General features: G+C 70.8%; 21 protein-coding genes and 1 riboswitch. Of the genes, 14 read left to right on the top strand and 7 right to left on the bottom strand.

Features of this window, described 5'->3' with window-relative positions:
- The first annotated feature begins 6 nt into the window (after window positions 1-6).
- The 3 genes from LPC10_RS07775 to LPC10_RS07765 all read left to right on the top strand — a co-directional run bounded on the left by LPC10_RS07775 (window position 7) and on the right by LPC10_RS07765 (window position 7,969).
- Window positions 7-2,841 (top strand): DUF4159 domain-containing protein, encoded by a 2,835-nt coding sequence (locus LPC10_RS07775; protein ID WP_231346179.1) that lies wholly within the window; start codon window positions 7-9, stop codon window positions 2,839-2,841.
- An 85-nt stretch (window positions 2,842-2,926) separates the two neighbouring features.
- Complete coding sequence (locus LPC10_RS07770; protein WP_231346178.1) at window positions 2,927-5,017, top strand: hypothetical protein; 2,091 nt, start codon at window positions 2,927-2,929, stop codon at window positions 5,015-5,017.
- Between the two features lie 51 nt (window positions 5,018-5,068).
- On the top strand, window positions 5,069-7,969 hold the full coding sequence (locus LPC10_RS07765; protein ID WP_231346177.1) for a PAS domain S-box protein: 2,901 nt from the start codon (window positions 5,069-5,071) through the stop codon (window positions 7,967-7,969).
- A gap of 27 nt (window positions 7,970-7,996) precedes the next feature.
- On the opposite strand, the gene LPC10_RS07760 is transcribed toward LPC10_RS07765, so the two are convergent.
- From LPC10_RS07760 to LPC10_RS07750, 3 genes are all read right to left on the bottom strand, one after another.
- On the bottom strand, window positions 7,997-8,302 hold the full coding sequence (locus tag LPC10_RS07760) for an MmcQ/YjbR family DNA-binding protein (RefSeq protein ID WP_231346176.1): 306 nt from the start codon (window positions 8,300-8,302) through the stop codon (window positions 7,997-7,999).
- Between the two features lie 93 nt (window positions 8,303-8,395).
- Window positions 8,396-9,598, bottom strand: a complete 1,203-nt coding sequence (locus LPC10_RS07755; RefSeq protein WP_231346175.1) for a YeeE/YedE thiosulfate transporter family protein — start codon at window positions 9,596-9,598, stop codon at window positions 8,396-8,398.
- A 44-nt stretch (window positions 9,599-9,642) separates the two neighbouring features.
- Window positions 9,643-10,638 (bottom strand): sulfurtransferase, encoded by a 996-nt coding sequence (locus LPC10_RS07750; protein WP_231346174.1) that lies wholly within the window; start codon window positions 10,636-10,638, stop codon window positions 9,643-9,645.
- Between the two features lie 524 nt (window positions 10,639-11,162).
- Between LPC10_RS07750 and LPC10_RS07745 the strand changes: the two genes are divergently transcribed.
- Window positions 11,163-11,609: a hypothetical protein gene (locus LPC10_RS07745; protein WP_231346173.1), complete on the top strand. Its 447-nt coding sequence runs from the start codon at window positions 11,163-11,165 to the stop codon at window positions 11,607-11,609.
- A 5-nt stretch (window positions 11,610-11,614) separates the two neighbouring features.
- Here LPC10_RS07745 and LPC10_RS07740 read toward each other — a convergent pair whose 3' ends face one another.
- Window positions 11,615-11,881: a hypothetical protein gene (locus tag LPC10_RS07740; protein WP_231346172.1), complete on the bottom strand. Its 267-nt coding sequence runs from the start codon at window positions 11,879-11,881 to the stop codon at window positions 11,615-11,617.
- A gap of 260 nt (window positions 11,882-12,141) precedes the next feature.
- Between LPC10_RS07740 and fae the strand changes: the two genes are divergently transcribed.
- Window positions 12,142-12,681 (top strand): formaldehyde-activating enzyme, encoded by a 540-nt coding sequence (gene fae, locus LPC10_RS07735; protein ID WP_231346171.1) that lies wholly within the window; start codon window positions 12,142-12,144, stop codon window positions 12,679-12,681.
- Here fae and LPC10_RS07730 read toward each other — a convergent pair.
- On the bottom strand, window positions 12,668-13,081 hold the full coding sequence (locus tag LPC10_RS07730) for a transcriptional regulator (protein ID WP_231346170.1): 414 nt from the start codon (window positions 13,079-13,081) through the stop codon (window positions 12,668-12,670). The genes fae and LPC10_RS07730 overlap by 14 nt on opposite strands.
- An 85-nt stretch (window positions 13,082-13,166) precedes the next feature.
- On the opposite strand from LPC10_RS07730, the gene LPC10_RS07725 reads away from it, so the two are divergent.
- Together LPC10_RS07725 and LPC10_RS07720 are read left to right on the top strand one after the other, a co-directional pair.
- Window positions 13,167-13,976 (top strand): IS5 family transposase, encoded by an 810-nt coding sequence (locus tag LPC10_RS07725; RefSeq protein WP_231346169.1) that lies wholly within the window; start codon window positions 13,167-13,169, stop codon window positions 13,974-13,976.
- 316 nt (window positions 13,977-14,292) lie between these two features.
- The gene (locus tag LPC10_RS07720; RefSeq protein WP_231346168.1) at window positions 14,293-16,446 is read left to right on the top strand and encodes a methyl-accepting chemotaxis protein; all 2,154 of its coding nucleotides are present in this window, start codon (window positions 14,293-14,295) and stop codon (window positions 16,444-16,446) included.
- A gap of 403 nt (window positions 16,447-16,849) precedes the next feature.
- On the opposite strand, the gene cobO is transcribed toward LPC10_RS07720, so the two are convergent.
- Both cobO and cobU read right to left on the bottom strand, forming a co-directional pair.
- Entirely contained in the window at window positions 16,850-17,452 is a 603-nt protein-coding gene (gene cobO / locus LPC10_RS07715) for a cob(I)yrinic acid a,c-diamide adenosyltransferase (RefSeq protein ID WP_231346167.1), read from the bottom strand.
- Window positions 17,453-17,986: a bifunctional adenosylcobinamide kinase/adenosylcobinamide-phosphate guanylyltransferase gene (gene cobU, locus LPC10_RS07710; RefSeq protein WP_231346166.1), complete on the bottom strand. Its 534-nt coding sequence runs from the start codon at window positions 17,984-17,986 to the stop codon at window positions 17,453-17,455.
- A gap of 66 nt (window positions 17,987-18,052) precedes the next feature.
- A riboswitch (cobalamin riboswitch) is annotated at window positions 18,053-18,253 on the top strand.
- 39 nt (window positions 18,254-18,292) lie between these two features.
- Between cobU and LPC10_RS07705 the strand changes: the two genes are divergently transcribed.
- Genes LPC10_RS07705 through cobG form a run of 7 tightly spaced genes read left to right on the top strand, consistent with a single transcriptional unit; the run spans window position 18,293 to window position 26,478 of the window.
- A complete protein-coding gene (locus LPC10_RS07705; RefSeq protein ID WP_231346165.1) occupies window positions 18,293-18,472 on the top strand; it encodes a CbtB-domain containing protein in 180 nt (59 codons plus the stop codon).
- A gap of 29 nt (window positions 18,473-18,501) precedes the next feature.
- Window positions 18,502-19,278, top strand: a complete 777-nt coding sequence (locus LPC10_RS07700) for a CbtA family protein (protein ID WP_231346164.1) — start codon at window positions 18,502-18,504, stop codon at window positions 19,276-19,278.
- Window positions 19,271-19,663: a DUF1636 domain-containing protein gene (locus tag LPC10_RS07695; protein WP_231346163.1), complete on the top strand. Its 393-nt coding sequence runs from the start codon at window positions 19,271-19,273 to the stop codon at window positions 19,661-19,663. The genes LPC10_RS07700 and LPC10_RS07695 overlap by 8 nt, the downstream gene beginning before the upstream one ends.
- 3 nt (window positions 19,664-19,666) lie before the next feature.
- Window positions 19,667-20,701 (top strand): cobalamin biosynthesis protein CobW, encoded by a 1,035-nt coding sequence (gene cobW / locus LPC10_RS07690; RefSeq protein WP_231346162.1) that lies wholly within the window; start codon window positions 19,667-19,669, stop codon window positions 20,699-20,701.
- Window positions 20,698-21,597: a DUF4349 domain-containing protein gene (locus LPC10_RS07685; protein ID WP_370644675.1), complete on the top strand. Its 900-nt coding sequence runs from the start codon at window positions 20,698-20,700 to the stop codon at window positions 21,595-21,597. Before cobW ends, LPC10_RS07685 begins: the two co-directional genes overlap by 4 nt.
- Before the next feature lie 13 nt (window positions 21,598-21,610).
- Complete coding sequence (gene cobN, locus LPC10_RS07680) at window positions 21,611-25,195, top strand: cobaltochelatase subunit CobN (protein WP_231346160.1); 3,585 nt, start codon at window positions 21,611-21,613, stop codon at window positions 25,193-25,195.
- The gene (gene cobG / locus LPC10_RS07675) at window positions 25,192-26,478 is read left to right on the top strand and encodes a precorrin-3B synthase (protein WP_231346159.1); all 1,287 of its coding nucleotides are present in this window, start codon (window positions 25,192-25,194) and stop codon (window positions 26,476-26,478) included. The genes cobN and cobG overlap by 4 nt, the downstream gene beginning before the upstream one ends.
- Window positions 26,479-26,480 lie beyond the last annotated feature (2 nt).

Genomic DNA, 26,480 nt, shown 5'->3' with positions numbered 1-26,480 from the left:
ACCGCATTGCTCGGGATTCCGCTCACTTTCGCCGCCCCTCTCGCGCTGGCCGCCCTCGTCGCGCTGCCGGCGCTGTGGGTGCTGCTGCGGGTCACGCCGCCGCGCCCGCGCCGCATCGCCTTCCCGCCGTTGGCGCTGGTGGCCGATCTGCTGCCGAAGCGCGAGACTCCGGCCCGCACCCCGCCGTGGCTGCTGGTCTTACGCATCCTGGCCGCCGCCTGCCTGATCCTCGCGGTGGCGGGACCGGTGTGGAATCCCGGCGGCATCGGCGCCGCCGCGGGACGCAACCCCCTTCTCCTCATCCTCGACAACGGGGTCGTCGCCGCCCACGATTGGCGCGAGCGCCTGCGCGCGGCCACCGACGAGATCGAGGCCGCCGCGCGTGATGGGCGTCCGGTGGCCCTGGTCGCGAGCGCCGAGGCGCCCGCACCCTTCGAGGCGAAGACCCCGGCCGCGGCCCTGGAACGCCTGCGGGCGATCCAGCCGCGCCCGCATCTCGGCGACCGTGACGCGCATCTGGCCTCGATCGGTACCTTCCTGGAGCGGATGCCCGGCGCCTCGATCGTCTGGATCAGCGACGGCGTGCGCGGCGCGGGCAGCGGCGATTTCGCGACAGGGCTCGGCGAACGGGCGAGCCGCCACGGCAGCGCGGTATCCGTGCTGAAGGCCGAGCGCGCCCCGGCGCTGGCCCTCGAAGGCTCGCCGGTGCAGCCGGGCGAAAAACTCTCGGCGCAGGTGCTGCGGGCCGAAGCCAATGGCCGCGATACCGGGCTGGTGCGGGCCCTCGATCAGAAGGGCCTGCCGCTCGCCGAGAGCCGGTTCACGCTCCCGCCCGAGGCGCGGGCGACGAGCGTCAGCTTCGACCTGCCGGTAGAGCTGCGCAACGCCATCGCCCGCCTGGAAATCGAAGGCGAGCGCTCGGCCGGCGCCGTGGTGCTGATGGACGAGCGCGGCAAGCGCCGTCGGGTCGGCCTCGTTTTCGGCGGCACGCTCGATCAGGCTCAGCCGCTGCTCGCGCCGACCTACTACCTCGCCAAGGCGCTGACCCCCTTCGCCGACGTGCAGCAGCCCCGCCCCGGCCAGGGCACGGCTGAATCCATCGGCGAGATGCTCGACAATCAGGTCTCGGTGTTGGCGCTGGCCGATGTCGGCGCCCTCGACGAGCGCACCCTCGCGCGGGTGGAAAAATTCGTGGACGAGGGCGGGCTGCTCCTGCGCTTCGCCGGGCCGCGGCTCGCCGCCGGCAACGATCCGCTGGTGCCGGTGCGCCTGCGCCGGGGCGGGCGTTCGCTCGGCGGCACCCTGTCCTGGGACCGGCCGAAGACGCTCGCCGCCTTCGCCCCCGAGAGCCCGTTCGCCGGCCTCAACCCGCCCGCCGATATCGGCGTGCGCCGCCAGATTCTGGCCGAGCCCGACGGCGATCTGCCGGGCAAGACCTGGGCGGCACTGCAGGACGGCACCCCGATCGTCACGGCGGGCAAGCGCGGGCAAGGGCTCGTGGTTCTGTTCCATGTGACCGCCGACACCACATGGTCGAACCTGCCGCTCTCGGGGCTGTTCGTGGACATGCTGCGCCGGGTGGTCGGGCTCGCCGGCCCTTCGGCCAAGCTCGGCGAGGGCGACGGGCGGCAGGCGAAAGCCGCGCTGCTCGCCCCGCGCCTGACCCTCGATGGTTTCGGCGCGCTCGGCTCCCCCCCGGCGAGCGCCACCGCCGTGCCCGCCGACTTCGCCGACCGCGCCGGCCCCGAGCATCCGCCGGGCTTCTACGGCACGGCGGAGGGCGGCATCGCGGTCAACGCGCTGGTGCCGGGCGATAAACTCGAACCCCTCGATCTCACCGGCCTCAGGGGCGCTCGGATGGGCTCGCTCGCGGGCGCCGAGACGCTCGACCTGCGCGCGTTCCTGTTCAGCCTCGCCCTGGCGCTGCTCGCCCTCGACACGCTGGCCGGCCTCTGGCTCGGCGGCTTTTTTCGCAGTTTGAGCCGAGGTTCAGCCGGGAAGGCGGCGCCGGCCGCCCTGCTTCTGCCGGTGCTGGTCGGCCTCGCGCTGGCCTGCACCCCCTTGCCGGTGCGGGCGCAGGAGCCGGCCGCCAACCGGCCGAACGGCATCGAATCGGCGCTCGCCACGCGGCTCGCCTTCGTCGTCACGGGCGACGCGGCGACCGATGCCGCGAGTCGCGCTGGCCTGTCGGGCCTGAGCCAGATGCTCGCCGCCCGCACCGCCCTGGAGCCGGGCGAGCCCGCCGGCCTGAACCTGGAGAAGGATGAACTCGCCTTCTACCCGCTGATCTACTGGCCGATCGTGGCTGGGCGCCCGCAGCCGAGCGAGGCGGCGATCCGCAAGATCGACGCCTTCATGAGGAACGGCGGCACCGTGATCTTCGACACCCGCGATGCCCAGACCGCCCGCGCGGGCGGTCCGCCGACCCCGGAGACGGCGTATCTGCGCAAGATGCTCGCCACCCTCGAAGTGCCGGAACTCGAGCCCGTGCCGCAGGACCACGTGCTGACCAAGGCGTTCTACCTCGTCGATGCCTTCCCCGGCCGTTACGGCACAGGCCAGACCTGGGTCGAGACGATTCCCCCCGCAGGCGAGGGCGGCGAGCGCCGCCCGGCGCGCGCCGGCGATGGCGTCACCCCGATCATCATCACCGGCAACGACCTCGCGGCCGCCTGGGCGCTCGGTCGCAACGGCGAGCCGCTCTATCCCGTGAACGGCGACCAGCGGCAGCGCGAGATGGCGTTCCGCGGCGGCATCAACATCGTGATCTACACGCTGACCGGAAACTACAAGGCCGATCAGGTCCACGTGCCGGCCCTGCTGGAGCGGTTGGGACAGTGATGGCTGCGCCGTTTCTCTCGTGTTTTCCCCTCTCCTCGCACGTGGGGAGAGGGTTTTTACGCTTCATCACAGGAGGCCCTAGCCCATGCTGAGCCTCAGCTTCACCCCCCTCGTCCCCTGGCCGGTGCTCGCCGCCTTCGGTGTGCTCGCCGCGATCCTCGCGGTCGTCGCCGTGCTCGCCCGCGGGCGCACGGCTCTGCTGCGGACGGTGGCCCTCGGCCTCGTCGTGCTCGCGCTGGCCAACCCTTCGCTGGTGCGCGAGGACCGCGACCCGGTGAAGGACGTGGCCGCCATCGTCGTCGACCGCTCCGGCTCGCAGACGCTCGGCGATCGCCCGGCCATGACCGATGCGGTCAAGGCCGAGCTGGAACGCCGCTTCGGCACGCTCACGAACATCGAGCCCCGCTTCATCGAAGTCGGCGACGCGCAGGGCTCGGAGGGCGATGACGGCACCAAGCTGTTCACCGCGCTGACCCAGGCGCTCGCCGACGTGCCGCCGGAGCGGATCGCCGGCGTGGTGATGCTCACCGACGGCGTGGTGCACGACATCCCCGCCTCGCTCAGCGCCCTCGGGCTCAAGGCGCCGCTGCACGTCCTCGTCACCGGCCGGCCGGACGAGCGCGACCGTCAGATCAAGATGCTGGAGGCCCCCCGCTTCGGTATCGTCGGCAAGGACGTGACCTTGCGCGGCGAGGTGATGGAGCGCGGCGGCACCGGCACGGCGACCGTCACCGTGCGCCGCGACGGCGAGGAGATCGACCGGCAGAGCATCGCGACCGGCGTGCCGTTCTCGCTCACCACGCATATCGAGCATGGCGGCCCGAACGTGGTCGAGATCGAGGTCGAGCCGCTGCCGGGCGAACTCACCACGGTGAACAACCGCGCGGTGCTCCCCATTGAGGGTATCCGCGAAAAACTCAGGGTGCTGCTGGTCTCCGGCGAGCCGCACCAGGGCGAGCGCACTTGGCGCAACCTGCTGAAGTCGGACGCCTCCGTCGATCTCGTCCACTTCACGATTCTCAGGCCGCCGGAGAAGCAGGACGGCACGCCGATCTCCGAACTCTCGCTGATCGCCTTCCCGACCCGCGAATTGTTCGTTCAGAAGATCAAGGATTTCGACCTCATCATCTTCGACCGCTACGCCAACCAGAGCGTGCTGCCGCAGGCCTATTTCGACAACATCGTCCGCTACGTGCGCGAGGGCGGGGCGCTGCTCATCGCCGCCGGACCGGAATTCGCCGGCCCCGCCAGTCTCGCCCGCACCCGGCTGGCAACGATCCTGCCGGGCGACCCCTCGATGAAGGTCGTCGAGCAGCCCTTCAAGGCCGCGCTCACCGAGACCGGCCACCGCCACCCCGTCACGCGGGCGCTGCCGGGCTCCGAGGCCAACCCTCCGGCCTGGGGCGACTGGCTGCGCATCGTCTCGGCGCAGACGCGGCCGGGCGTGCAGCCGATCCTGTCCGGCGCCAACGGCCTGCCGCTCCTGGCTTTGTCCCGCGAGGACAAGGGCCGCGTCGCCTTGATGCTGTCGGATCAGGCCTGGCTCTGGGCCCGCGGCTACCAGCAGGGCGGGCCCTATCTCGACCTGCTGCGCCGCCTCGCCCACTGGCTGATGAAGGAGCCGGCTCTCGAAGAGGAGGCCCTGCGCGCGCAGACCACGGGACGCGGCCGCGAGGTCCGCATCGAGCGCCAGACTATGGCCGAGGAAGCCGGCCCCGTCACGATCACCGGCCCGACGGGAAAGGAGCGGAGTCTCGACCTGACCAAGGCCGAGACCGGCCTGTTCACCGCGACCTTCGAGGCGGAGAGCCTCGGGCTTCACACCATCCGCTCCGGCAACCTCGTGGCCTTCGTCAGCGTCGGGCCGGCCAACCCGCGCGAACTCGCCGACGTGTTCAGTGACACCGAGCGGCTGAAGGGCGTGGCCGAGGGCTCCGGCGGTACGATCCGCCGAGTGGCGGCGGCGGGCGGCGGTCTCGACGTGCCGCGGCTCCAGATCACCCGCGGCGGTCGGCTCGGCGGCGCCGACTGGATCGGCTTCCGCCCGAGCGACAGCGCCACCGTGCGCGGCGTCGAGGTCTATCCCCTCGGCATCGGCCTGTGGGCACTGGTGGCGCTCGCCGCCGCCGTGCTGGCGATGTGGCTGGTGGAGGGACGGCGCGGGCGCGCGGCCTGACCTGAGATGGCCCTGTCTGACCGGGCTTCACCTGTGTAAAGCCGGTCGGGCATGACCGACTTTCCTCCGTTCCTGGCCGGCGGCGGTGAAGCCGCCCGCATGATCGCCGAGCGCGACTGGACGGATCATCCCCTCGGCCCGCCGCAGACTTGGCCGGAATCGCTGCGCACCGCGCTCAGCCTCATCCTGAACTCGCCCGAGAGCATGATCCTGGCCTGGGGGCCGGATCTACACTTCTTCTTCAACGACACCTACTTCCCGCTGCTCGGCCCGCGCCTGTCCTGGGCCATGGGCGAGCGCTTCGACCGGGTCTGGGCGGATGGCTGGGACCAGGCCAAGCCGATCATCGACGACGCCTTCGCCGGAAAAAGCCGCCGCTTCGAGGACCTGCCGTGGAAGCTCGCCACCGATCGGGGCGAGGCCGAGACGTGGTGGAGCTTCTCCTACTCGCGGGTTCTCGACGGCGAGGGCCGCGTCGCGGGCCTCTTCATCTTCACCAACGAGACGACCAAGCGCGTCCGCACCGAAGCTCGGCAGCGGGAGAGCGAGGCGGCCCTGCGCCGCAGCGAATCCTTCCTCACGGCGACCCTGGAGGGGCTGCCCGTCGGCGTCATCATCGCCGATGCCGACGGGCGGATCGTGCGCGACAACCCCGCCAACCGCGAGCTCTGGGGCGTGCCGCCGGAAACCGCGAACTGGGAGGGCTACGGCGAGTGGGTCGGCTATTGGCCGGAGACGGGCCAACGCCTGAGCGCCGAGGAATGGGGCATGGCCCGCGCCCTCCTCAACGGCGAGACCGTGCGCGGCGAACTCGTGGAGATCGAGCGGTTCGACGGCGGCGGGCGGCGGCTCTTCCTCAACAACGCCGCGCCGATCCGCGATCGCGCGGGCGCCATCGTCGGCGGCGTGGTGGCCGAACTCGATGTGACCGAGCGGATCGAGGTCGAGCGGCGGCTGCGGGAGAGCGAGGCGCTCGCCCGCGTGAACGCCGAGCGGGTCCAGCTCGCGCTCTCGGCCGGCGCCATCGTCGGCACGTGGCTCTGGGATCTGACGACCGACCGCTTCACCGTGGACGAGGCCTTCGCCCGCGCCTTCGGCCTCGATCCGGCGCTCGGCCGCGAGGGCCTAAGCCTCGCCCAGGTGGTCGAGACGGTTCATCCCGACGACAAGGCGGCGCTGGCGGAGGCGATCAACGCCGCCATCGCACGCGGCGGCGCCTACGCTCACCAGTACCGGGTGCGGCGGGCCGACGGGCGCTATTACTGGATCGAGGCCAACGGCCGGGTCGATCACGGCCCCGACGGCACGCCGCTGAGCTTCCCCGGCGTCCTCATCGACGTGGAGGAGCGCCGCGCCGTGGCGGAGGAGCGCGACCGGGCGATCGTGCTCCTGCGCCGGCTCAACGAGACGCTGGAGGAGCAGGTCGCCGCGCGCACCGCCGAGCGCGACCAGATCTGGCAGGCGTCGAGCGACCTTCTGGCCGTGGCCGATTTCGAGGGCCGCTTCGTCAGCCTCAACCCGGCCTGGAGCGCCACGCTGGGCTGGAGCGAGGCCGAGCTGAAGGCGGTCCCCTTCCTCGACTTCATCCACCCCGACGATCGGGAGCGGACGCGTGAGGCCGCCGCCGCCCTCGCCCGCGGCGAGATGCAGCTCGGCTTCGAGAACCGCTACCGCGCCCGCGACGGCGGCTACCGCTGGTTCTCCTGGAACACCGTGCCGCGCCAGGGCCTCATCTACGCCTCGGTGCGCGACGTGACCGCGATCCGGGAGCAGGCCCGCGCTCTGGCCGAGGCCGAGGAGGCCCTGCGCCAGAGCCAGAAGATGGAGGCGGTCGGCCAGCTCACCGGCGGGCTCGCCCACGACTTCAACAACCTGCTCGCCGGCATCTCGGGCAGCCTGGAGCTGATGCAGACCCGCATTGCCCAAGGGCGGCTCAAGGATGTCGATCGCTACATGGGCGCTGCTCAGGGAGCGGCCAAGCGCGCCGCCGCGCTGACGCATCGCCTGCTCGCCTTCTCACGGCGTCAGACCCTCGACCCGCGGCCGACCGACGTGAACCGGCTGGTGATGGGGATGGAGGATCTGATCCGCCGCACGGTCGGCCCCACCATCACCATCGATGTCGTCGGCGCGGCCGGGCTCTGGCCCTCCCTGGTCGATCCGCCGCAACTCGAGAACGCGCTCCTGAACCTCTGCATCAACGCCCGCGACGCGATGCCGGAGGGGGGGCGCATCACCATCGAGACCGCCAACACGTGGCTCGATCCGCGCGCCGCGCGCCAGCACGAGGTGATGCCCGGCCCTTATCTCTCGCTGTGCGTGACCGATACCGGCACCGGCATGAGCCCGGACGTCCGGGCCAAGGCGTTCGACCCGTTCTTCACGACCAAGCCCACCGGGCAGGGCACCGGGCTCGGACTGTCGATGATCTACGGCTTCGCCAAGCAGACCGGCGGGCAGGTGCGGATCTACTCGGAGGTCGGCCAGGGCACGACGGTCTGCATCTATCTTCCCCGCTTCCACGGCGAGGCCGAGTCGCCGGACGCGCTCGGAGCCCTGGTTGACGCGCCCCGCGCCGAGCAGGGTGAGACGGTGCTCGTGGTCGATGACGAGCCGACGGTGCGGATGCTGGTGACCGAGGTTCTGGAGGATCTCGGCTACACCGCGATCGAGGCGGCCGACAGCGCCTCGGGCCTCCAAGTGCTGCAATCGGACGTGCGCATCGACCTGCTCATTTCCGATGTCGGGCTCCCCGGCGGCATGAACGGCCGCCAGATGGCCGATGCCGCCCGCGTCACCCGCCCCGATCTCAAGGTGCTGTTCATCACCGGCTACGCCGAGAACGCGGCGGTGGGCAACGGCCAGCTCGAACCGGGCATGGCGGTGCTGACCAAGCCGTTCGTGGTCGAAACGCTCGGCCTGCGCATCCGCGAGATCATCTCACGCGGGTAGGGATGCCGCGCGCGACGGGCCGGCGCCTCACGCCTCCACCTGCACAGTCTCGAAGCGCGCAACGAGGCGTTTGGGTGCCACCGCCCGCCAGCGGCGCAGGAGGAAGGGCCGGAGCCGCTCCGGCTCCAGGGCCGCCAGCCGCGCGAGGACGATCGCGTGCCCCTCGTAATGGGGCGTGATGTGGAAGGTCTCGGGATCGGCGGCGATCAGCATGTCGCGCTCGTCCGGCGGGACTTCGAGGAGGACGAGACTATCGTCCTCGGTCCGCAGGCGCGTCACGAGCGTGCCGCGGACTTTGAGCGCGGGCGTGCCGTAGGAGGTCGCGGCCTCCATCTCCGGCAGCGCCAGGCCGACGGCGAGGACGTCGTTCCAGTTCAGGCGCGGATCATCGCGGATCGAGACCGGGAACGGAAGACGCGAGCGGCGTCAGGCGAGCCATCCCAGGCGCCGCCCGAGCCACAGCGTTCCCGCCGCTCCGGCGAACATCGTCACGCCGAACACCCAGCCCGAGACGGCGCCGGCCATGATGCCCGACAGCAGCGTGCCGACGCTGCAGCCGAGCCCCGTCATCGCGCCCCAGCCCAGCAGCACGCCGCCGCCCAACCCGCGCACGATCTGGCCCCGCGTCGGCAGAACGGGCCGGAACTGACCGGCGACGAGGGCGGCGGCCAGTGCGGCGAGCACGAGGCCGCCGATGAACAGGCCGTTGGGCGTGAGAAGCGCATCGCGCACGGCGGTGGCGCAACCCCGAAACGTGTCGAGGCCCTCCAGCCGCTCCGGCAGCAGGCCGAGCGCGCCCGCCGCCTGCCGCGAGCGACCGCCGATCTCCGCGGTGACGCCGAGGGGGCCGACCCGCAAATAGGCGAGCGTCCCGAGCGCCCCGACCGCGAGACCCCCGAGCCAGACCGGCCAGCGGGCCACGAACACCGCGTGGAAGGGATCGCGCCGGGTCGGCGCCTCCGGCTCGGGCAGCCGGCGCAGCAGCGGCCAGGCCAGGGCGGCGAGCAGGGCCAGCGTGAGCACGAGGCTGAAGCCGTAGCCGAGATGGCGCGGCAGCCACAGCACGGACGCCTCGGAGAGGCTGGCGAGATAGAGCGGATTCCAGCTCGCGAAGCCGAGGACGAAGCCGAGTCCGGTGCCGAGCAGCGCGAAGGGCGCCGTTGGCGAGCCCTCGCCGAGGCGGTAGAGATGGGCGCTGATGCAGGAGCCCGACACCGCCATGCCAGCGCCGAAGGCAAGCCCGGCCAGGGCGAGCACCGGCCCCACGGGACCGATATGCGCGTCCGGCGGCAGGCGGGTGCCCGAAGGATCCGGCATCCAGGCGCCGAGCACCACGGCGTAGCCCGCCGCGCCGGCCGCGAGCGCCGCCAGGATGCCGAGCATCCCCCGCGGGTCGCCCGCGACCAGGTAGTCGCGCCACTGGCAGTAGAAGCAGAAGCGGCTGCGCTGGAGCACAAGGCCGAACAGCGCACCGAAGACGAGGGACAGGGCCAGGCGCGCGCCGCCGGGCTCGCCCGAGAGGCGCCAGGACGCCGCCGCGAGCCCGGTGGCGATGAGCGCGGCAAAAGCCGCCCGAACGGGAAGGGCTGCCCGAACGGGAAGAGCGCGCCCGGCTCCGGGCGCGCCCACGCTTCGGGGTGGGAGAGGCAGTGCATCCCCCGCGGGTCCGGCGCTCACTTGCCGCCCCAGACGGTGCCGGCGAGGTTGACCACCGGCACGCCCACCGCGTTGCCGTACTCGGTCCAGGAGCCGTCGTAGTTGCGCGCGTCGTAGCCGAGGATGCGGCTCAGCACGAACCAGGAATGGCTCGAACGCTCGCCGATGCGGCAGGAGGTGATGATCGGCTTGCGTCCGTCGATGCCGGCCGCCGCGTAGAGCGCCTTCAGCTCCTCCTTGGACTTGAGCGTGCCGTCCGGGTTCACAGCCTTGGCCCAGGGGACATTGACCGAGCCGGGGATGTGGCCCGCGCGGATCGCCAGTTCCTGGATGCCGGCGGGAGCGATGACCTTGCCGCTGAACTCGTCGGGCGAGCGGATGTCGAGGATCTGCTCGTCCCGCTCCCGCTTGGCCACCGCCAGCACGTCGGCGAAGCGCGCCCGCAGCTTGCCCGAGGGCGCCTGCGCCGTGAAGGCCGAGGGGGCGACCTCAGTCGTGCGGGTGTCGAAGGGACGCTTCTCGGCCTCCCACTTCTTGCGTCCGCCGTCGAGCAGCTTGACGTTATCGACGAGGCCGTACTGGGCGAGCACCCAGGCGCCCCAGGCGGCGAACCAGTTGTTGTTGTCGCCGTAGAGCACCACGGTCGTGTCCCGGTCGATGCCGAGGCGACGGGCGAGGGCGGTGAACTTCTCCGGCCCGGCGATGTCGCGGCTCACCGTCTCGACGAGGTCGGTGTGCCAGGCGACGTTCTGGGCACCGGGAATGTGGCCGCGCTCGAACACGCCCGGCTCGACGCTGACCTCGACGATGCGGACGTTCTTGGCATCGAGGTTCTTCTCCAGCCACTCGGTCGAGACGAGAGGGCTGTCCTGCGCCGCGCCCGGCTTGGCGGCGCTGTCCTTGGCGGTGCTGTCCTTGGAAGCCTTGGCCGCCGGGTCCGGCGCGGCGCACAGGCCTGTCGGTGCGAGAAGGCCCGCGGCGATCGTGAGCAGGAAGGCGGATTTGCGCAGCACGGGACAAGCTCCGGAATGGGCAGCCGAGGTCGTTCGGAGCCGCGGGGACTCCGGGAGAACGTTTTCGGGAAGGTTGAGGCCGTCCGTCCTCTTTAATCGCCCGCCTCAGATCAGTCCCGTTCGCGAGGCTGTTCCGGATGCGTGCTGTCGAGGTCGAACCGCACATCAATGTCGCCGTGACGAGCGCGCCGGGTCAACGGAATAATCATCCGTTTATTTCGTGCAGTCGGAGAGATCGCTCCCGCAGGACTTGCGCGAAGACGAAGGATTATCTTGAGCCTTCGAACGTGGTGGCGATTTCGGTCGCGGGTCGTGCCGGAGGGACGATGGTGACGGAGGCCGACGGTGCCGGGTGGTATCCTCGGGCTTGCCCTCCGGCGTCGGGTTCGAAGTCCGGCCTGCATGGGACACGCGCGGGACCCATCGCGCCGCCGCTGGCTTGACCGGGCAAGCTGGACTGTTTCAATGCGCCGGTTCCCGCCCCTTTTGACGGGCGGCCGATGGGTGCGGGTATGAGGCGGCAGATGGCGACGACAGTTCGGCGACTCGCGCTCCCGCTCGCTTTGGGCGTCAGCCTGTCTGTCTCGGGCTGCACCGGCTTCGGCTACATCTCCCAGACCTATGTCTCCCAGGTGCCGCAGGTCGTCACCATCGGCTGCAACGAGCCCTACGAGATCTACGACAACCGCCAGCGCCGCCGGGTTCTGGTGGTCTCGAACGCCCTGCGCGAGGTCACGGGCTGCGATGTCGGCAGCCTCGGCGCCGGCCGTCCGCCCGCCGAGACCCGCGCCGCGCGCTTCCGCACCGCGGCGCGCACCTATCTCGACGAGACCGTGCGCGAGGATTGCAAGATCACCGGCGAGACCGTGTTCAGCGACCTGCAGACCGAGTTCGCCTACGCCTGCGATGCGCCGGTGGAGCCGCGCGGCACGGTGGTGCCGCGCCTGCCCGGACGGCGCACGCAGCGCTGATAAGATCAGCGGTCGGGCTCGACGAAGGTTCGCTCGGTCGCATCGCCCGCCGCGGCCAGCAGCGCCCGGGCGAAGGCCCGCGCCTCGCCGCGGTCGAGGCGGATCACCGCGGTGACGGGGCGGCCGCCGAGATCGGGCAGGCCGAGTTCCAGGCGCACGCCCTCGCCCTCCGGCGTGGCGGACAGGCTCCAGCCCGCCTCCCGGCCGCTCCGCTCGCCGCGCCTGTCGCCTTGCCTTTCGCCTCGTCGGTCGCCCTGGCCGGGCTCGCTCATCGAATCGGTCCTTCCGGTCTCGTGCGATCCTGGCACGAGCAATTTTACATGGGCGATTTTCCGGTCGCAGACCAGGGGCGCCGCTTCAGCGGGACATCCGGCCCGGAAGGCGGCGGGCGCGGTCCCGCCGAGAGCCGCCAAGGCGAACCGCAGGCCGGTCGCCGATGCGCCGACAGGCGATTGACGCGGGCGGCCGGGGATGGTGTCTGCGCGCCGACCGCCCGCCGGGCGCGACCTCACACCATCATGGGATGACCGACATGTCCGAGATCTGGTTCCGCACCGGCGAGGCGACCGTGCTCGCGGCCGAAGGGCAGTTCACCGACGCGATGCCGGAGGTGCTGATCGGCTCCACCCGCGGGCCCGTGGGCCACGGCTTCGCGAGCATGCTGGGGCAGGTGCAGGGCCACACCCGCATGTTCGTGGTGCGCGACCTCAACCAGCTCGTGCGCCCCGCCACGATCATGACCACCAAGGTCACGATCCACACCGCCGAATATGCCGAGCTTCTCGGCGGCGTGGTCCAGGCGGCCACGGGTGATGCGATCATCGATTGCGTGATCGAGGGCATCCTGCCGAAGGACGGGCTCGACGAGCTGTGCATGATCATCACGATCTGGCTCGACGAGCGCTGCGCCAAGGACGAGAACCTCGACCGCAAGGATCTCTACCGCACCAACTACGAGGCGACGAAGCTCGCCATCGCCCGCGCCATGAAGGGCGAGCCGACGATCGACGAGCTGATCGCCAACCGCAAGACGGTGAAGCACTACGCGCTCGAAGACATCATCGAGTATTGATTCTCGACGGGTGAGGGACGCGGCTCAGGCCGCGTCCCGCTTGAGGCGATACGGTCTCGCCGGAGCGGCGATCGGCAGCTGCCACGCCTTCCGCGATCCGTCGGATCTGTTCCAGGCTGAGCGGATGTTTGCGGTTCAGGATCTCGGAGGCCTGCGCGCGGGCGCCGAGAAGCCCGGCCCCCTCGGCCTGTGACCATCCCCTCTCGCCGATGGCGAAGTGAAGGATCTCGACGGGATCGCTCTCCGGCACCAGAGGCTGTGCCCGCTCATAGGCGCCCGCCGGCGTGCCAGGACATCGAGCTTGTCGCCCTCCGGCGTTCCCGCAGGGCCCACGGAGCCGGCTGATTTCTCGTAACGCCTCGGTCAGGTCGACACCCATGCGGATCAGGCGGATCTCCATGGCTGGCTTTCAAGGTCTCTACTGAATTAGCTTGCCCCTAAAGGCTGTTATGGACCTATCGGCTGGGCGGCTCAGATGATGGGTCATGAGCCAGTCCCGGAAAGCCTACCCGTCCGATGTGTCCGACGACGAATGGGCGTTGGTCGCTCCGTATCTGACGCTGGTGCGCGAGGATGCGGGCCAACGCGCGCATCCGTTGCGGGAAGTGTTCAACGGGTTGCGCTACGTGGTGAAGACAGGCGCGCCGTGGCGCTGGATGCCCCACGACCTGCCGCCGTGGGCGGCGGTCTACCAGCAGGCGCAACGCTGGCTGTCGGCGGGCTGCTTCGAGCAACTGGCGGAGGACCTTCGCGCCGTTCTGCGCTTGGCGGCCGAGCGCAAGGCCGAGCCCTCGGCGGCCATCCTCGACAGCCGCACGCTGCGGGCGACGCCCGAGAGCGGCGAGCGGGCCGGCTACGACGGGGCCAAGCGCAAGCAGGGCTCGAAGCTGCACATGGCGGTGGACACGCTCGGCCATCTTCTGGCTCTGCACGTCACGCCAGCCAACACTGATGACCGTGCTCAGGTCGAGCATCTGGCCAAGGCCGTGCAGGCGGTCACTGACGATCACGTCGAGATCGCCTTCGTCGATCAGGGCTACACCGGCGACAAGGCGGCCACAGCCGCGCGCAAGCACGGCATCGACCTGGAAGTCGTGAAGCTGCCCGAGGCCAAGCGCGGCTTCGTGCTGCTGCCCCGGCGCTGGGTCGTCGAGCGCTCCTTCGCCTGGGCCACCCGCTTCCGCCGGCTCGTCAAAGACTACGAGCGATATGCAAGCACATTGGCAGACCTGCACCTCGTCGCCTTCGTCTGCCTCATGCTCAGGAAGGCTGCTCTACTCGTAGCCGGTTCATAACAGCCTCTAAGACCTAGCCGCTTTCGACCTTAAGCTGCCCTCCCTACGCTATCAGGAGGCCGTACTTCAGGCGTGTGCATCAGGTCCTTGAAGGTCTGGGCTGAGTTGGGACTGGGCTTACGGATAGACTGCGCGCTACGGCTGAGCGTCATTTCGCAGGGCCGGAAAGTCGCAGCCTGATTATGCATTCGGCGCCTAACGTTCAGCAGTGATGTATCTATGCAGGCGATGCGTAATTTTATGCAACTTAAACGAAAGTTAAGAGTCGACTGGGCATTCCAGCGATCTCTTGAGTATGCCGTCGAGACGCAACACCATGATCAACGCATCCCGGCTCGGGATCCGGCTGCCTGCAACGACAATCGGTCTTGCCCTTATCAGCGCTGCGGCCATGGGCGGCTTCAGTTGGTCGTCCGCTAAGTCCGGCCTCATTGAGGCGGCAGGTGCGCGCCTTGAACTGGCAGCTGCGGCCCGGCGCGACGGCATCGAGCTGGTAGCGGACCGCATGCAGGCAGATTTCCTGGCCGCAGCTGGACACCCCCAAATCGTCTCGAACTTCCCTGATCTCATCGAGAACCTTGACCCAGCCAAGCCCGACTTCACCGGGATCGTCGAAGCTTTCCGATCGCCAGCAACCGTCGAGGCGCGGGTTGCACTCGACAGCACACCGACAACAGCAATGTACGGGCGCCGTCACGCCAAGGTGCAGGAGGTAGCCCGCCGAATCGTGGCCGAGCCAGGTTATGCGGACCTGATATTCCTCGATGAGAGTGGCCGCATCGTCTACACGACGACCAAAGGCGAAGACTTTGCCAAGTCGCTCGATGATCCGAACCTCAAGGGAACCGGCCTCGCCCGTCTCGTCGAACGTCTGAAGGGGCAGGATCCGGCAGCAACCACGTTCGAGGATTTCGCGTCATACCCGGTCGGCACGGGTCCCTCGGCCTTTATCGGCCGCGCGATGACCAAGCGCGCCAACGTCGCCATGGGCACGGCCCAGGCCGCGGAGCGGATCGGCTTCGTCGCGCTGCGCGTCACCCCGGCGCTGTTCGATCGGACGCTGACGAAGCGTGCAGGGCTCGGTGAGACCGGGCAGATCTTGGCGACCGGCACAGATGGGCGCCTACGCTCAAACCCGCCGCTCAACCCCAGTGTGAAGGCTGGCGCGCCTATATCGGACCTCGGGTTGGGAGCAGCCCAACTTGTGGGCGGCAGTTTCACCTACCCGGGCGCCGATGGCACTCACATGGCAGCGAGCGCCGCCGTGTCGGTGCTCGGCGCGCCCTGGACGGTCGTGGCCGAGCAGGCGGAGGCCGAGGCAATCGGTGCCGTACAGACCCTGTCGCGGACACTTGCCTTCATCGCACTGGCGGTACTTGTCGGCACGGCTATCCTCGGCCTGCTGTTCGCCCGGTCGATCGTCACACCTCTTGATGCGCTCACCCGGGCTCTAAAGGCGCTCGCGGCCCGGCAGGCGCTGGCAGAGGTTCCTGGCAGCCGGCGCTCCGACGAGATCGGCGACATCGCCCGAGCAGTGGTGACAATCCGAGACATGTCACTGGAAGAAGCGGCCGAGCAACTCAAGACCACGGAGGCCGCGCGTTTGCGTGAGGAGCAGGCTCGCCGCTCCTTGCTGCGCGACCTCGCGGACAGGTTTGAGCGCTCCGTTGGGGGCATCGTCACCAGCGTCGCACAAGCGGTCGCAGACTTGCAGGGCTCGGCTGCCACGATGCAAAACGCGGTTGCCGGAACGGCACAGCGTTCGACCAGTGTGGCTGGCGCAGCGCATCAGACAGCCGACAACGTCAATGCCGTGGCGGCCGCGGCGGAGGAACTCGGCGCGACCGTCGAGGAGATCGGCCGCCAAGTAGAGCAGGCCGCCGGGATGTCGGCTTCTGCCGTGCAGGCAGCCTCGTGCACCGAGGAGACGATGGCGGCTCTTGCCCAGGCGGCGACCCGCATTGGGGACGTCGTCGGTCTCGTCTCGAACATTGCGAGTCAGACCAACCTGCTTGCCCTCAATGCCACGATCGAGGCGGCGCGCGCGGGTGAGGCCGGACGCGGCTTCGCGGTTGTTGCTGCGGAGGTGAAGGAGTTGGCGAGCCAAACGACCCGTGCGACCGACGAGATCGGCCAGCAAGTCGCTGCGATCCAGGCAGCGACCACGGGCGCTGCTAAGGCAATCCAGGATATCGCCCGTCAGATCCAGTCCATGAGCGGCGTGACCACGAACATCGCGACCGCGATTGAGGAGCAGGGTGTAACGACGCAGGAGATCGTGCGAAGCATGGCTCAGGCCTCGGCTGGCACCTCGGAGGTGACCACGAACATCGCCGAGGTCGCGCAGGAGGCGGAGGGCGCCGGGCACGCCGCTCAGGCCGTTGCATCAGCCGCCAATGGCCTGGCAGGGCAATCCAATGCGCTACGCGTCGAAATGGAGCAGTTTCTCGCGAACGTCCGCGCAGCCTAGTTCAGGCAAAGGCTTGGCGCACTACAGAAATCTGCAACGACACATCATGGTTGCAGATCAAATATATTATCCAAAAACTTGGGAATCAATGCGCGAAGAATAGGCAAGCGCTTTTCGCCAAAATGTCCTGGCCAGCTGGAAGGGCTGCTTTCCACTTAGCAGCCCTTCAACGTCGATCTGATACTGTTTCCGCTTGGAGAGTTCGACCTTGCGTTGACCTTCGTCATTCCGGGGCGCCGCAGGCGAACCCGGAATCCACGACTGGCCTCGCAGGCGCCGGGCCTCCCGCATCACGGGTGGATCCCGGCTTCCGCTGCGCGGCCCCGGATGACGGGGGACAGCCCTACCGAAGGGATTAACCGGATTCGGTATGATTGGCTTTGGCCTGGAATCGCGCGCAACCTTAGAACTCGATCCCCTCCTGCGCTTTCACCCCCGCGGAAAAATGGTGCTTCACGCTGCCCATCTCGGTGACGAGGTCGGCGGCTTCGATCAGGGCCGGCTTGGCGTTGCGGCCGGTGACGACGACGTGGAGGTCGGGGCGTCGGGCGGCGAGGTCGGCCAGCACCGCGTTGAGATCGAGGTAATCGTAGCGTAGCGCGATGTTCAACTCGTCGAGGACGAGAAGACGGATCGTCTCGTCCGCCATCAGCGCGCGGGCGGTCTCCCAGGCGTTGCGGCAGGCGGCGATGTCGCGGGCCTTGTCCTGCGTCTCCCAGGTGAAGCCCTCGCCGAGCGCGTGCCATGCGATCTGGTCACCGAAGTTCTTCAGCGCGCGGGCCTCGCCGGTGTCCCAGGCGCCCTTGATGAACTGCACCACGCCGACCCGGTGCCCGCGCCCGAGCATCCGCAGCACGAGGCCGAGCGCGGCCGTCGTCTTGCCCTTGCCGGGGCCGGTATGGACGATGAGCAGGCCCTTCTCGATCTTCTTGGAAGCAACCTCGGCGTCCTGCACCGCCTTGCGCTTGGCCATCTTCTCGCGGTGACGCGCGTCGTCTTCGGTCATCTAAGGAGTCTCGCGTGAGGGTTTGACCGTCAGGGGCAGGCCGGCAACCGTGAGGACGACGCGGTCGGCCTCGCGCGCCAGCCGCTGGTGCAGCCGCCCGGCCGCATCGCGGAAACGGCGGGCGAGCGCGTTGTCCGGCACGATGCCGAGGCCGACCTCGCTGGCCACCAGCACCAGCGGGCCCGGTGCCGCGGCGCAGGTCCGCGCCAGCGCCTCGGTCGCCGCATCGAGATCGGCCTCGGCCAAGAGCAGGTTGGTGAGCCAGAGCGTGAGGCAATCGACCAGCACCGGTCCAGTCGCGGCGGCAATCGCTTCCGGCAGGGCCGTCGGCACGTCGAGGGTGTGCCAGGAATCCGAGCGCCGCGCCCGGTGCTCGCCGATCCGGGCGCGCATCTCGTCGTCCCAGGCTTGCGCCGTGGCGATGTAGAGCCAGGGGGCGGGGCAAGCCTCGATCAGCCGCTCCGCATAGGCGCTCTTGCCCGAGCGCGCGCCGCCGAGCACCAGCGTCATCCGGTCGGGCGCCGCATCCGTCATGGCCGCCGGTTTGCACCGAGCCTGCCCGTTCACGCAATGGCGCTTTGCAAGGCCCGCCGCTCCGCGTTACAAGCGGCGGGTGACGGTGCCCCGGCAACGGGGTGAAAAGGGAATGCGGTGAGAGGTTTTGCCGAAACCTCGATTCCGCGGCTGCCCCCGCAACTGTAAGCGGCGAGTTCCTGCCACGAGCCACCGGGTGATCCGGGAAGGCGGCAGGCGCGAGACCAGCCGCGAGCCAGGAGACCTGCCGTCCGACGATTTTTGTTCTCGAACGCCGCCGGTGGGGCGGCCGGAGCCCGTGACCCGATGACGACTGCGACCCTTCACACCCAGGCCACCGCCCGCTCCGCCGAGGGCGCCCGCGCGCTTCTCGTTGCCGCCTTCCTCGGCCTCGGTCTCGTCTTCGTGGCGGGCTTCGCCCCGGCCTCCGTGCTGCACAACGCGGCGCACGATTTCCGCCACGCGCAGAACTTCCCCTGCCACTGATCCGCGTTCCAGCGGCTCAAAGCGGTTCCATGATTTCCCGATTGCTGTCGGCGGCGCTCGTCGCCGGCTTCCTCGCGTCCGTCGTCGCGACGGGCCTTCAGCTCGCGCTGACCTCCCCGCTGATCCTTCAGGCGGAGACCTACGAGGGCGAGGGCGCGCATGCCGCCCTCGCGCCTTCCCGCGATTCCGCGCCCTTCGCGTCCCTGATCGTCCCGGCCCATGCACCCTCGCAGCATGCCCACGGCGGGGCCGGTCACGACCATGACAAGGCCGACGAGTGGCAGCCCGCGCCCGGCCTGCAGCGGATGGCTTTCACCGGGCTGGCCACGCTGGTCGGCGGTGTCGGCTACGCGCTGCTGCTGGCGGCGGTGATGCTGGCTCTGCGCCGTGAGCCGACGCCGCAGAGCGGGCTCGTCGTCGGCGTGGCGGGCTTCCTCGCGGTGGCGCTCGCCCCCGCCATCGGTTTGCCGCCGGAACTGCCCGGCATGGGCGCGGCGCCGCTCGTGCTGCGCCAGTCGTGGTGGCTGATGACGGTGGTCGCCACAGGGCTCGGCCTCTACCTGATCGCTGTGCGGCGGGTGCCGCTGACGATCCTGGGCGGCCTCGTCCTCATCGTCGCGCCGCACCTTGCCGGGGCGCCGCAATCGGTCGACACCGTCTCCTCGCAGGTGCCGCCGGCCGCGGCCGCACAGTTCGCCGCGCGCTCGCTCGCCATCGGCTTCGTGTTCTGGGCGGTGATCGGACTCACTTATGGCTGGGCCTGGAGGCTGTTCGGCCGCGAGGCGGGCGCCCGCGCCCATGCCTGATCCCGACAGCGCGACCCTGTCCGTCTGCATCACCTGCCGCGCGGCGGGTGACACGTCCGAGCCGCGCGCCGGGGCCAAGCTTCTGGCCGCGCTGCGGGCGGAGGCCGAACGCGAACCGGTGCCGGGCCTGACGATCGAGGGGGCCGAGTGCCTCTCGGTCTGCAAGCGGCCCTGCACGGTGGCCGTCGTCTCACCGAACCGCTGGACCTACGTCTACGGCGATTTCGACGCCCTGGAAGATCCCGAGACCTCGGCCCGCACATTGCTCGCGGGCCTGCGCCGCTACCTCGAGACGCCCGACGGCGTCGTGCCCTGGCGCGAGCGGCCGGAGGCGTTCCGCAAGGGCGTCGTCGCCCGCATCCCGCCGCTGAACCGGACGCGCTGACCCATGAGCCTCGTCGACAAGATCCCCTGCACCATCGTCACCGGCTTCCTCGGCGCCGGCAAGACGACGCTCGTGCGCCACACGGTGGAGAATGCGGGCGGGCGCCGGCTCGCCATCATCGTCAACGAGTTCGGCGATCTCGGCTTCGACGGCTCGTTTCTCGCCGCCTGCGGCATCGAGGGCTGCAACGAGGATTCGGTGGTGGAGCTGCCCAACGGCTGCATCTGCTGCACGGTCGCCGACGACTTCGTGCCGGCGCTGACAAAGCTTCTCGACCGGCCCGAGCCGCCGGAGCACATCCTGATCGAGACCTCCGGCCTCGCGCTGCCCAAGCCCCTGGTCCAGGCCTTCCAGTGGCCGGCGATCCGCTCGCGGGTGACCGTGGACGGCGTGATCGCGGTGGTGGACGGCCCGGCGGTCGCCTCGGGCCTGTTCGCCGAAGACCCGAACGCGCTCGCCAACCAGCGCGCGGCGGACCAATCGGTCGATCACGACAATCCGCTGGAGGAGGTGTTCGAGGACCAGATCCTCTGCGCCGATCTCGTGGTGCTCAACAAATCCGATCTGCTCGACGAGGCGGGCCGCCAAAAGGTCCGCACCGAGATCGAGGCGCACCTGCCGCGCGCCGTCGAGATCGTCGCGACCGAGCACGGCCGCCTCGATCCGCGGGTGCTGCTCGGCATCGCGGCGGCGGCGGAGGACGATCTCGACGCCCGCCCCTCGCATCACGGCGAAGGCGAGGACCACGACCACGACGACTTCGAATCCGTCGCGATCCCGGTCGGCGTCGCCGTCAGCCCGGAAGACCTGTCCGCCCGCGTGGAAAAGGCGGCCGAGACCGAGGGTGTGCTGCGGATCAAGGGCTTTGTCGAGGTGAAAGGCAAGCCGATGCGCCTCGTGGTGCAGGGTGTTGGCCGGCGCGTCGCCTCCCACTACGACCGCCCCTGGAAGGGCTCGGAGCCCCGCGACGGGCGCCTCGTCGTCATCGGCCTCAAAGGGTTCGATCAGGACGCGGTCGCCGCCGCCCTGCGCGGATGAGCCGGGGCGTGGCTGCAGGTCGGCTGCCGCGCGGGTGTCTGTTCGCGGCCGTTGCCGCGCTCACCCTCCTCGCCGGCTGTTCCGATGCCCGGCGCGAAGTGCGCCAGGGCAGGGAGGGGGCCGATGCGGCGGCTCCGGCCCCGTTCGTCTCCGCCGCGCGCGAGGGCAGTGCGGCCAAGCTCGCCTACCGCCACGACCTCACCGTCGGCCTCGCGCCGGACCGGGTGGCGCCGCATTTCGCCGCCGCCCGCGACCGCTGCCTCGCCGAGGCCGCGACCTGCACGCTGCTGAATTCCTCGATCCGGGATGGCAGCGGCACCCGCCCGCCGCAGGCGCAGATTCAAGTGCGGCTGCCGCACGAAGCGGTCGCGCCTTACGTCGCCTTCGTCACCGCGCCCCTGCCGGGCGAGGCGGCGGGCGACGTCGCCTTGATCGAGCAGGCGACCCGCGCCGAGGATCTGACCGCCTCGATTGCCGATACCGGCCGGCGGCTCGCCCAGCTCAACGACTACCGCACCCGCCTGACCGCGCTCGCCGAGAAGCCGGACAACCGGGCCGAGGATCTCATCAAGATCGCGGGCGAGCTGGCGCAGGTCCAGAGCCAGATCGAGGAGTCGGAGGGGACGCGCCGCGGACTCGACGAGCGCGTGGACACCGAGATCGTCACGGTGAACTTCCGCGCCAGTCAGGCGCGGGCCGGGGCCTTCGCGCCGGTGCAGGAGGTCTGGGCCCGCAGCGGCCCAATCCTCGGCGAGAGCGCGGCGACCGCCCTGCGGTTTACGGTCGCGAGTCTGCCCTGGCTGCCGATCGTCCTCTTGGCCATCTTGCTCCTGCGGCTGGTCTGGCGCATCCGGCGCAAGCGGGCGCAGCCGGCTCGCAACCGCCTGGAGTCGTGAGGGCGCCTGCGCCATGCACCTGATCCGCCTCGATACGGTCTCCCTCGACGAGGGCGAGGCGGCGGTCGATCTCGGCCAGAGCCCGGGCGAGATCGTGTTTCTGTCGTTCACCGACACGGACCTCGCAGCCGTCGCCCGGGCGCACACGGCCGAGCCCGGCCTGCCCTCGCTCCGGCTCGCCAAGCTGGCGCAACTGCGCCACCCGATGTCGGTCGATCTCTACGTCGATGCGGTGATCGCCCGGGCGAAGGTCTGCGTCATCCGCTGCCTCGGCGGGCTCGATTACTGGCGTTACGGCATCGAGCGCGTCGCCGCCGCCGCGCGCGCCAACGGCGTGCGGCTCGCGGTGCTGCCCGGCGACGACCGGCCGGACCCGCGCCTCGACGCCTTCTCAACCCTGCCGCCCGAGACCTGCGCGCGCCTCGACGCCTATTTTCGCGCGGGCGGACCGGAGAACCTGACGAACCTGCTGCGCAGCCTCGCGCGGGAGGCGGGCGCCGCCGTCGAACCGGAGCCGCCGCGGGCGCTGCCGCGCGGCTTCGCGTGGTGCCCCGGCTGCGGGCCGCTTTCCCTTGAGACGGCGATGCAGGCCGCCGGGCCGGGGCCGCTGGCGCTGCTGCTGGTCTACCGCTCGGCGGTGCTCTCCGGCGAGACCGCGCCGGCCGTGCAGCTTGCCGCCGCCTTGCAGGAACGTGGCATGGCTTGCATCACGCTCGCGGTGTCGAGCCTGAAGGACCCGTCAGCCGTCGCGACCTTGCGCGCGACGCTTTCGCGGCGTCGCCCCGACATCGTGCTCGCCGCCACCGCCTTCTCCGCCCGCGACGATGCCGGCTTCGTGCTCGACGCCGCCGATTGCCCCGTGCTTCAGGCCTACACGATCGGCGCCCCGCGCGCCGCATGGTCCGCGTCCGCGCGCGGCATGAACGCGTCCGACCTCGCCATGCAGATCGCGCTGCCGGAATTCGACGGGCGGCTCTCGGGATTTCCGATCTCGTTCAAGGAGGAGGCGGAGGCCGTCGAGGGTTTTTCGGAACGCCGCGCCGTGCCCGATCCCGCCGGCATCGCCGCTTTGGCCGAGCGCGCCGCCGCCTGGGTTCATCTGCGTAGAACGCCGCGTGAAAAGCGCCGATTGGCTATGGTGCTGTCCGATTACCCCGCCCGCGGCGGACGGGCCGGATACGCCGTCGGCCTCGACACGCCGGAGAGCGCCCGCGCCATCGCTGCCGACCTCGCCGCGGCGGGCTTTGCGGCGGGCGATCTGCCCGAGGCGGGCGCGCTGATGGAGGCACTGACGGAGGGTGAGCCGGGTTTTTCGGTCTCGCTGGCCGATTACGTGGCTTGGTTCGAGGGGCTGCCGGAGGCGCGGCGGGCGGAACTCACCGAGCGTTGGGGCTCACCGGAGGACGATCCGGTGTGCCGCGACGGCGCGTTCCGGTTCCGGATGGTGCGCACGGCTGCCGCGCACATCCCCTCTCCCGGCACGCGGGGAGAGGGCTTCGGCGACCACAGACCTCGGGTGTTCCCGAGTTCTGATCCAAGGTGCCCAAGTCGGGCAGGCCCGACTTGGGGCGTCGCCGGTGCGAGGCGGCAGCCGAAGGTGAGGGGGCCGCTCCGCGAGGAGCTCGACTTGAAGCGCCCCCTCACGCTCGCTGCCGCTTGTCGCAACGACGTCGAGGTCGTCGCGACCCTCTCCCCGCACGCGGGGAGAGGGGATGCGCTTGACGCCCCGCGCGAGGCTGGCGGCGGCGGAAGCCTCACCCTGTTCCTCCAGCCCGACCGCGGCCGTAGCACCGACCGCAAGGCCGGCTACCACGATCCCGACGAGCCGCCGACCCACGCCTACCTCGCCTTCTACCTGGGTCTGCGCGCAGACTTCGACGCGCTGATCCATCTCGGCACCCACGGCACCACCGAGTGGCTGCCGGGCAAGGCGGTGGCGCTCGCGGCCGATTGCTGGCCGGCACTCGCCGTCGGGGCGCTGCCGGTGGTCTATCCTTTCATCGTCGACGATCCCGGCGAGGCCGCGCCAGCCAAGCGCCGCCTCGGCGGGATCGCGCTCGGCCATCTCACCCCCACGGTCGAGGCTGCCGGGCTCACGCCTGAGGCCGCGGCGCTCCGTGAACTGGTGGAAGAATATTCCGCCGCGAGCGTGCTCGATCCGCGCCGGGCCGGGTTGATCGCCGAGGCGATCCTGGATGAAGCGGCTTCCAACGGCCTGCTCGCAGGGGCGGGTATCGATGGCGACACGCCGATGGCCGACGCGCTGACCGCGCTCGACGCGCATCTGTGCGATCTCGGTGAGACCCCGTTCCGCGACGGCCTGCACGTGTTCGGCCGCGCCCCTGCCGATGCCGGCGAGCCGGTTCGCGCCAGCGCCGAGGCCGAGCGCGCCGCTCTGATTGCCGCCCTCGACGGCCGCTTCGTCGCGCCGGGCCCCGCCGGCTCGCCCTCGCGTGGGCGACAGGACGTGATGCCCACCGGCCGCAACCTGACGACGCTCGACCCGCGTGCCCTCCCGACCCGCGCCGCGACCCTGCTCGGCACCAAGGCGGCGGAGGCGGTGGTGCGCCGCTACCTGCAGGACGAGGGAGAGTATCCCGCCCGCATCGTCATGGATCTCTGGGCCTCGCCGACGCTGCGCACTGGCGGAGAGGACGTGGCCCACGCCCTCGCGCTGATGGGCGTGCGACCGATCTGGGACCACGCCTCGACCCGCGTCACCGGCTTCGAGGTGCTGCCGCTCGCCCTCCTCGACCGGCCGCGCATCGACGTGACCTGCCGCGTCTCCGGCGCCTTCCGCGACACGTTCCCGGAAACCCTGTCGTTGCTCGACCGGGCGGCGCGTGCCGTCGCCGCCCGCGAGGAGGAGGACGAGGAGAACCCGCTTGCCGCCGCCCGGCGCCGGGGAGAATCCGCCGCGCGCATCTACGGCGGCGCCCCCGGCCGCTACGGCGCGGGTACGGCCGAGACCGCCCTCGACGGGGCCTGGGTGGGCCGCAGCGATCTGGGTCACGCCTATCTCGCTGCCACCACCCACGCCTACGGCGACGCGGAGGGCGCGGACGCGGATTTCGCCGCCCGCGTCGCGGCCGCCGACGCCTATGTCCATGCCTTCGATGTCGCCGAGCGCGACCTGCTCGACGGCGACGCAGCCGCCGATGCCATGGGTGGTTTCTTCGCCGCCGCGTCTGGGGAGGGGAGGGCACCCGCCCTCTACAGCCTCGATGTCTCGAACCCGGAGGCGCCGCGCACCCGCACCGCTGCCGAGGACATCGCCCGGTTGATCCGCGGCCGGCTCGGCCATCCGCGCTGGATCGCGGCCCAGCTCCGCCACGGCTATCGCGGTGCGCAGGAATTCGCGCAGGGGATCGATGCGGTGTTCGTGCTCGCTGCCGCGACGGATGCGGTGTCGAGCGCCGACCTCGACCGGCTCTACGGCGCCTGGATCGCCGATCCGGAGACGTTCGAGGCCCTGAAGGCGGCCAATCCGGAGGCGACCCGCGCCATCCTCGAACGCTTCGATGAGATGCGCGCCCGTGGCTTGTGGCAGAGCCGGCGCAACGCGGCGCCTGCCGATGCCATGATGGCCGCCGAATGAGCCCCCGCCGCACCCTGCCCGAGGGCGCCCGCCGCGGCTGGTGTCCCTCGCTCGCCCGGCCGATGCCGACCGGCGACGGATTGCTCGCCCGCATCCACCCGCCGCTCGGGCGCCTGACGCCCGCGCAGTTGCGCGCGGTGGCGGACGGCGCCCGCGCCTATGGCAACGGCCATATCGACGTCACCGCCCGCGGGAACCTCCAGATCCGCGGCGTCAGCGAGGCCAGCGCGCCGCGCCTCGCCTGCGCCCTGGCGGCGGCGGGTCTGGGCGACATCCGCGACGATGGCGGCCCGCAGCGCCTCACCCTCACCGCGCCGCTCGCCGGCCTCGATCCGGACGAAAAGATCGACGTGCCGGCGCTCGCCCGCGCCGTGGAGGTCGCGGGGCACGCCGTGCCGGGCCTGCCGGCGAAGACCCTGGTGGCGATCGACGGCGGCGGTGCCCACGGCCTCGGCGGGGCGGAAGCCGATTTCTATCTGTTTGCCGAGAGGCCGGGGCAAGTCACCTTCGGGCTCGCGGATGCGAGCGGTGCCCTCCGCTGCGGCGTGCTGCCGGAGCGTCAGGCGGCCGGTGTCCTCGGCCTCGCCCTCATGGCCTTCGCCGAGATCGGCGGACGCCGGGTGCGCGACCTCGATCCGCACCAGCGGGCCGTGATCGCGGCGGTGGCCGGCTTCTTCCCGTTCGCTCCGACACCGCTCGCGCCCGCGCGCGTTCCTGGCGCACCGGGACGCGTCGCCTTGAGCGGAGAGGTTGCGGCGCTCCTGGTGCAGGCGCCCTTCGGCCGCTGCACCGCGGACCGGCTGGAGCAGGTGGCCGCTCTGGCCGGCGACGGGGAGGTGCGGCTGAGCGCGGAGCGCGGCTTCGCGCTGATCGCCCCCGCGAGCCGCACCGCCGTGCTCCGAGAGGAATTGGCGCAAGCCGGCTTCATCGTGGCGCCGGACGATCCGCGCCGCCGGATCGCCGCCTGCCCCGGTGCGCCGGCCTGCCGCTCCGGCACCACGCCCGTGCCCGACCACGCCGCCCGGTTGGCGCAGGCGCTGGCGCCGTTCGCCGGGCTCACCGCCCATGTCTCGGGCTGCGCCAAGGGCTGCGCCCATCCGAGCCCCGCCGATCTCACCCTGGTCGGCCGGGACGGCGCCTACGACGTGGTGCTCGCCGGCCCCCCCTCTGGCGAGCCGGCAACGCGTCTCGCTTTCGAGGCGGCGCTGGACCGGATAAGGAAGGCCGCAGCCGCCGGGCTTCCGGGGCTAGACCCCGTGTTTCGCGACGACGTGTCAGGATAACG

Origin of the sequence: Methylorubrum sp. B1-46 (assembly GCF_021117295.1) — a bacterium.
Classification (GTDB): Bacteria; Pseudomonadota; Alphaproteobacteria; order Rhizobiales; family Beijerinckiaceae; genus Methylobacterium.
This window is presented reverse-complemented; position numbering and strand designations above follow the sequence as displayed.

Bases quoted from the DNA above. Each gene is read 5' to 3' on its own strand.
- LPC10_RS07770 (WP_231346178.1), top strand. From the start codon at position 2,927: ATGCTGAGCCTCAGCTTCACCCCCCTCGTCCCCTGGCCGGTGCTCGCC.
- LPC10_RS07765 (WP_231346177.1), top strand. From the start codon at position 5,069: ATGACCGACTTTCCTCCGTTCCTGGCCGGCGGCGGTGAAGCCGCCCGC.
- LPC10_RS07760 (WP_231346176.1), bottom strand. From the start codon at position 8,302: ATGGAGGCCGCGACCTCCTACGGCACGCCCGCGCTCAAAGTCCGCGGC.
- LPC10_RS07745 (WP_231346173.1), top strand. From the start codon at position 11,163: ATGGCGACGACAGTTCGGCGACTCGCGCTCCCGCTCGCTTTGGGCGTC.
- LPC10_RS07740 (WP_231346172.1), bottom strand. From the start codon at position 11,881: ATGAGCGAGCCCGGCCAGGGCGACCGACGAGGCGAAAGGCAAGGCGAC.
- fae (WP_231346171.1), top strand. From the start codon at position 12,142: ATGTCCGAGATCTGGTTCCGCACCGGCGAGGCGACCGTGCTCGCGGCC.
- LPC10_RS07730 (WP_231346170.1), bottom strand. From the start codon at position 13,081: ATGGAGATCCGCCTGATCCGCATGGGTGTCGACCTGACCGAGGCGTTA.
- LPC10_RS07725 (WP_231346169.1), top strand. From the start codon at position 13,167: ATGAGCCAGTCCCGGAAAGCCTACCCGTCCGATGTGTCCGACGACGAA.
- LPC10_RS07720 (WP_231346168.1), top strand. From the start codon at position 14,293: ATGATCAACGCATCCCGGCTCGGGATCCGGCTGCCTGCAACGACAATC.
- cobO (WP_231346167.1), bottom strand. From the start codon at position 17,452: ATGACCGAAGACGACGCGCGTCACCGCGAGAAGATGGCCAAGCGCAAG.
- cobU (WP_231346166.1), bottom strand. From the start codon at position 17,986: ATGACGGATGCGGCGCCCGACCGGATGACGCTGGTGCTCGGCGGCGCG.
- LPC10_RS07705 (WP_231346165.1), top strand. From the start codon at position 18,293: ATGACGACTGCGACCCTTCACACCCAGGCCACCGCCCGCTCCGCCGAG.
- LPC10_RS07700 (WP_231346164.1), top strand. From the start codon at position 18,502: ATGATTTCCCGATTGCTGTCGGCGGCGCTCGTCGCCGGCTTCCTCGCG.
- LPC10_RS07695 (WP_231346163.1), top strand. From the start codon at position 19,271: ATGCCTGATCCCGACAGCGCGACCCTGTCCGTCTGCATCACCTGCCGC.
- cobW (WP_231346162.1), top strand. From the start codon at position 19,667: ATGAGCCTCGTCGACAAGATCCCCTGCACCATCGTCACCGGCTTCCTC.
- LPC10_RS07685 (WP_370644675.1), top strand. From the start codon at position 20,698: ATGAGCCGGGGCGTGGCTGCAGGTCGGCTGCCGCGCGGGTGTCTGTTC.
- cobN (WP_231346160.1), top strand. From the start codon at position 21,611: ATGCACCTGATCCGCCTCGATACGGTCTCCCTCGACGAGGGCGAGGCG.
- cobG (WP_231346159.1), top strand. From the start codon at position 25,192: ATGAGCCCCCGCCGCACCCTGCCCGAGGGCGCCCGCCGCGGCTGGTGT.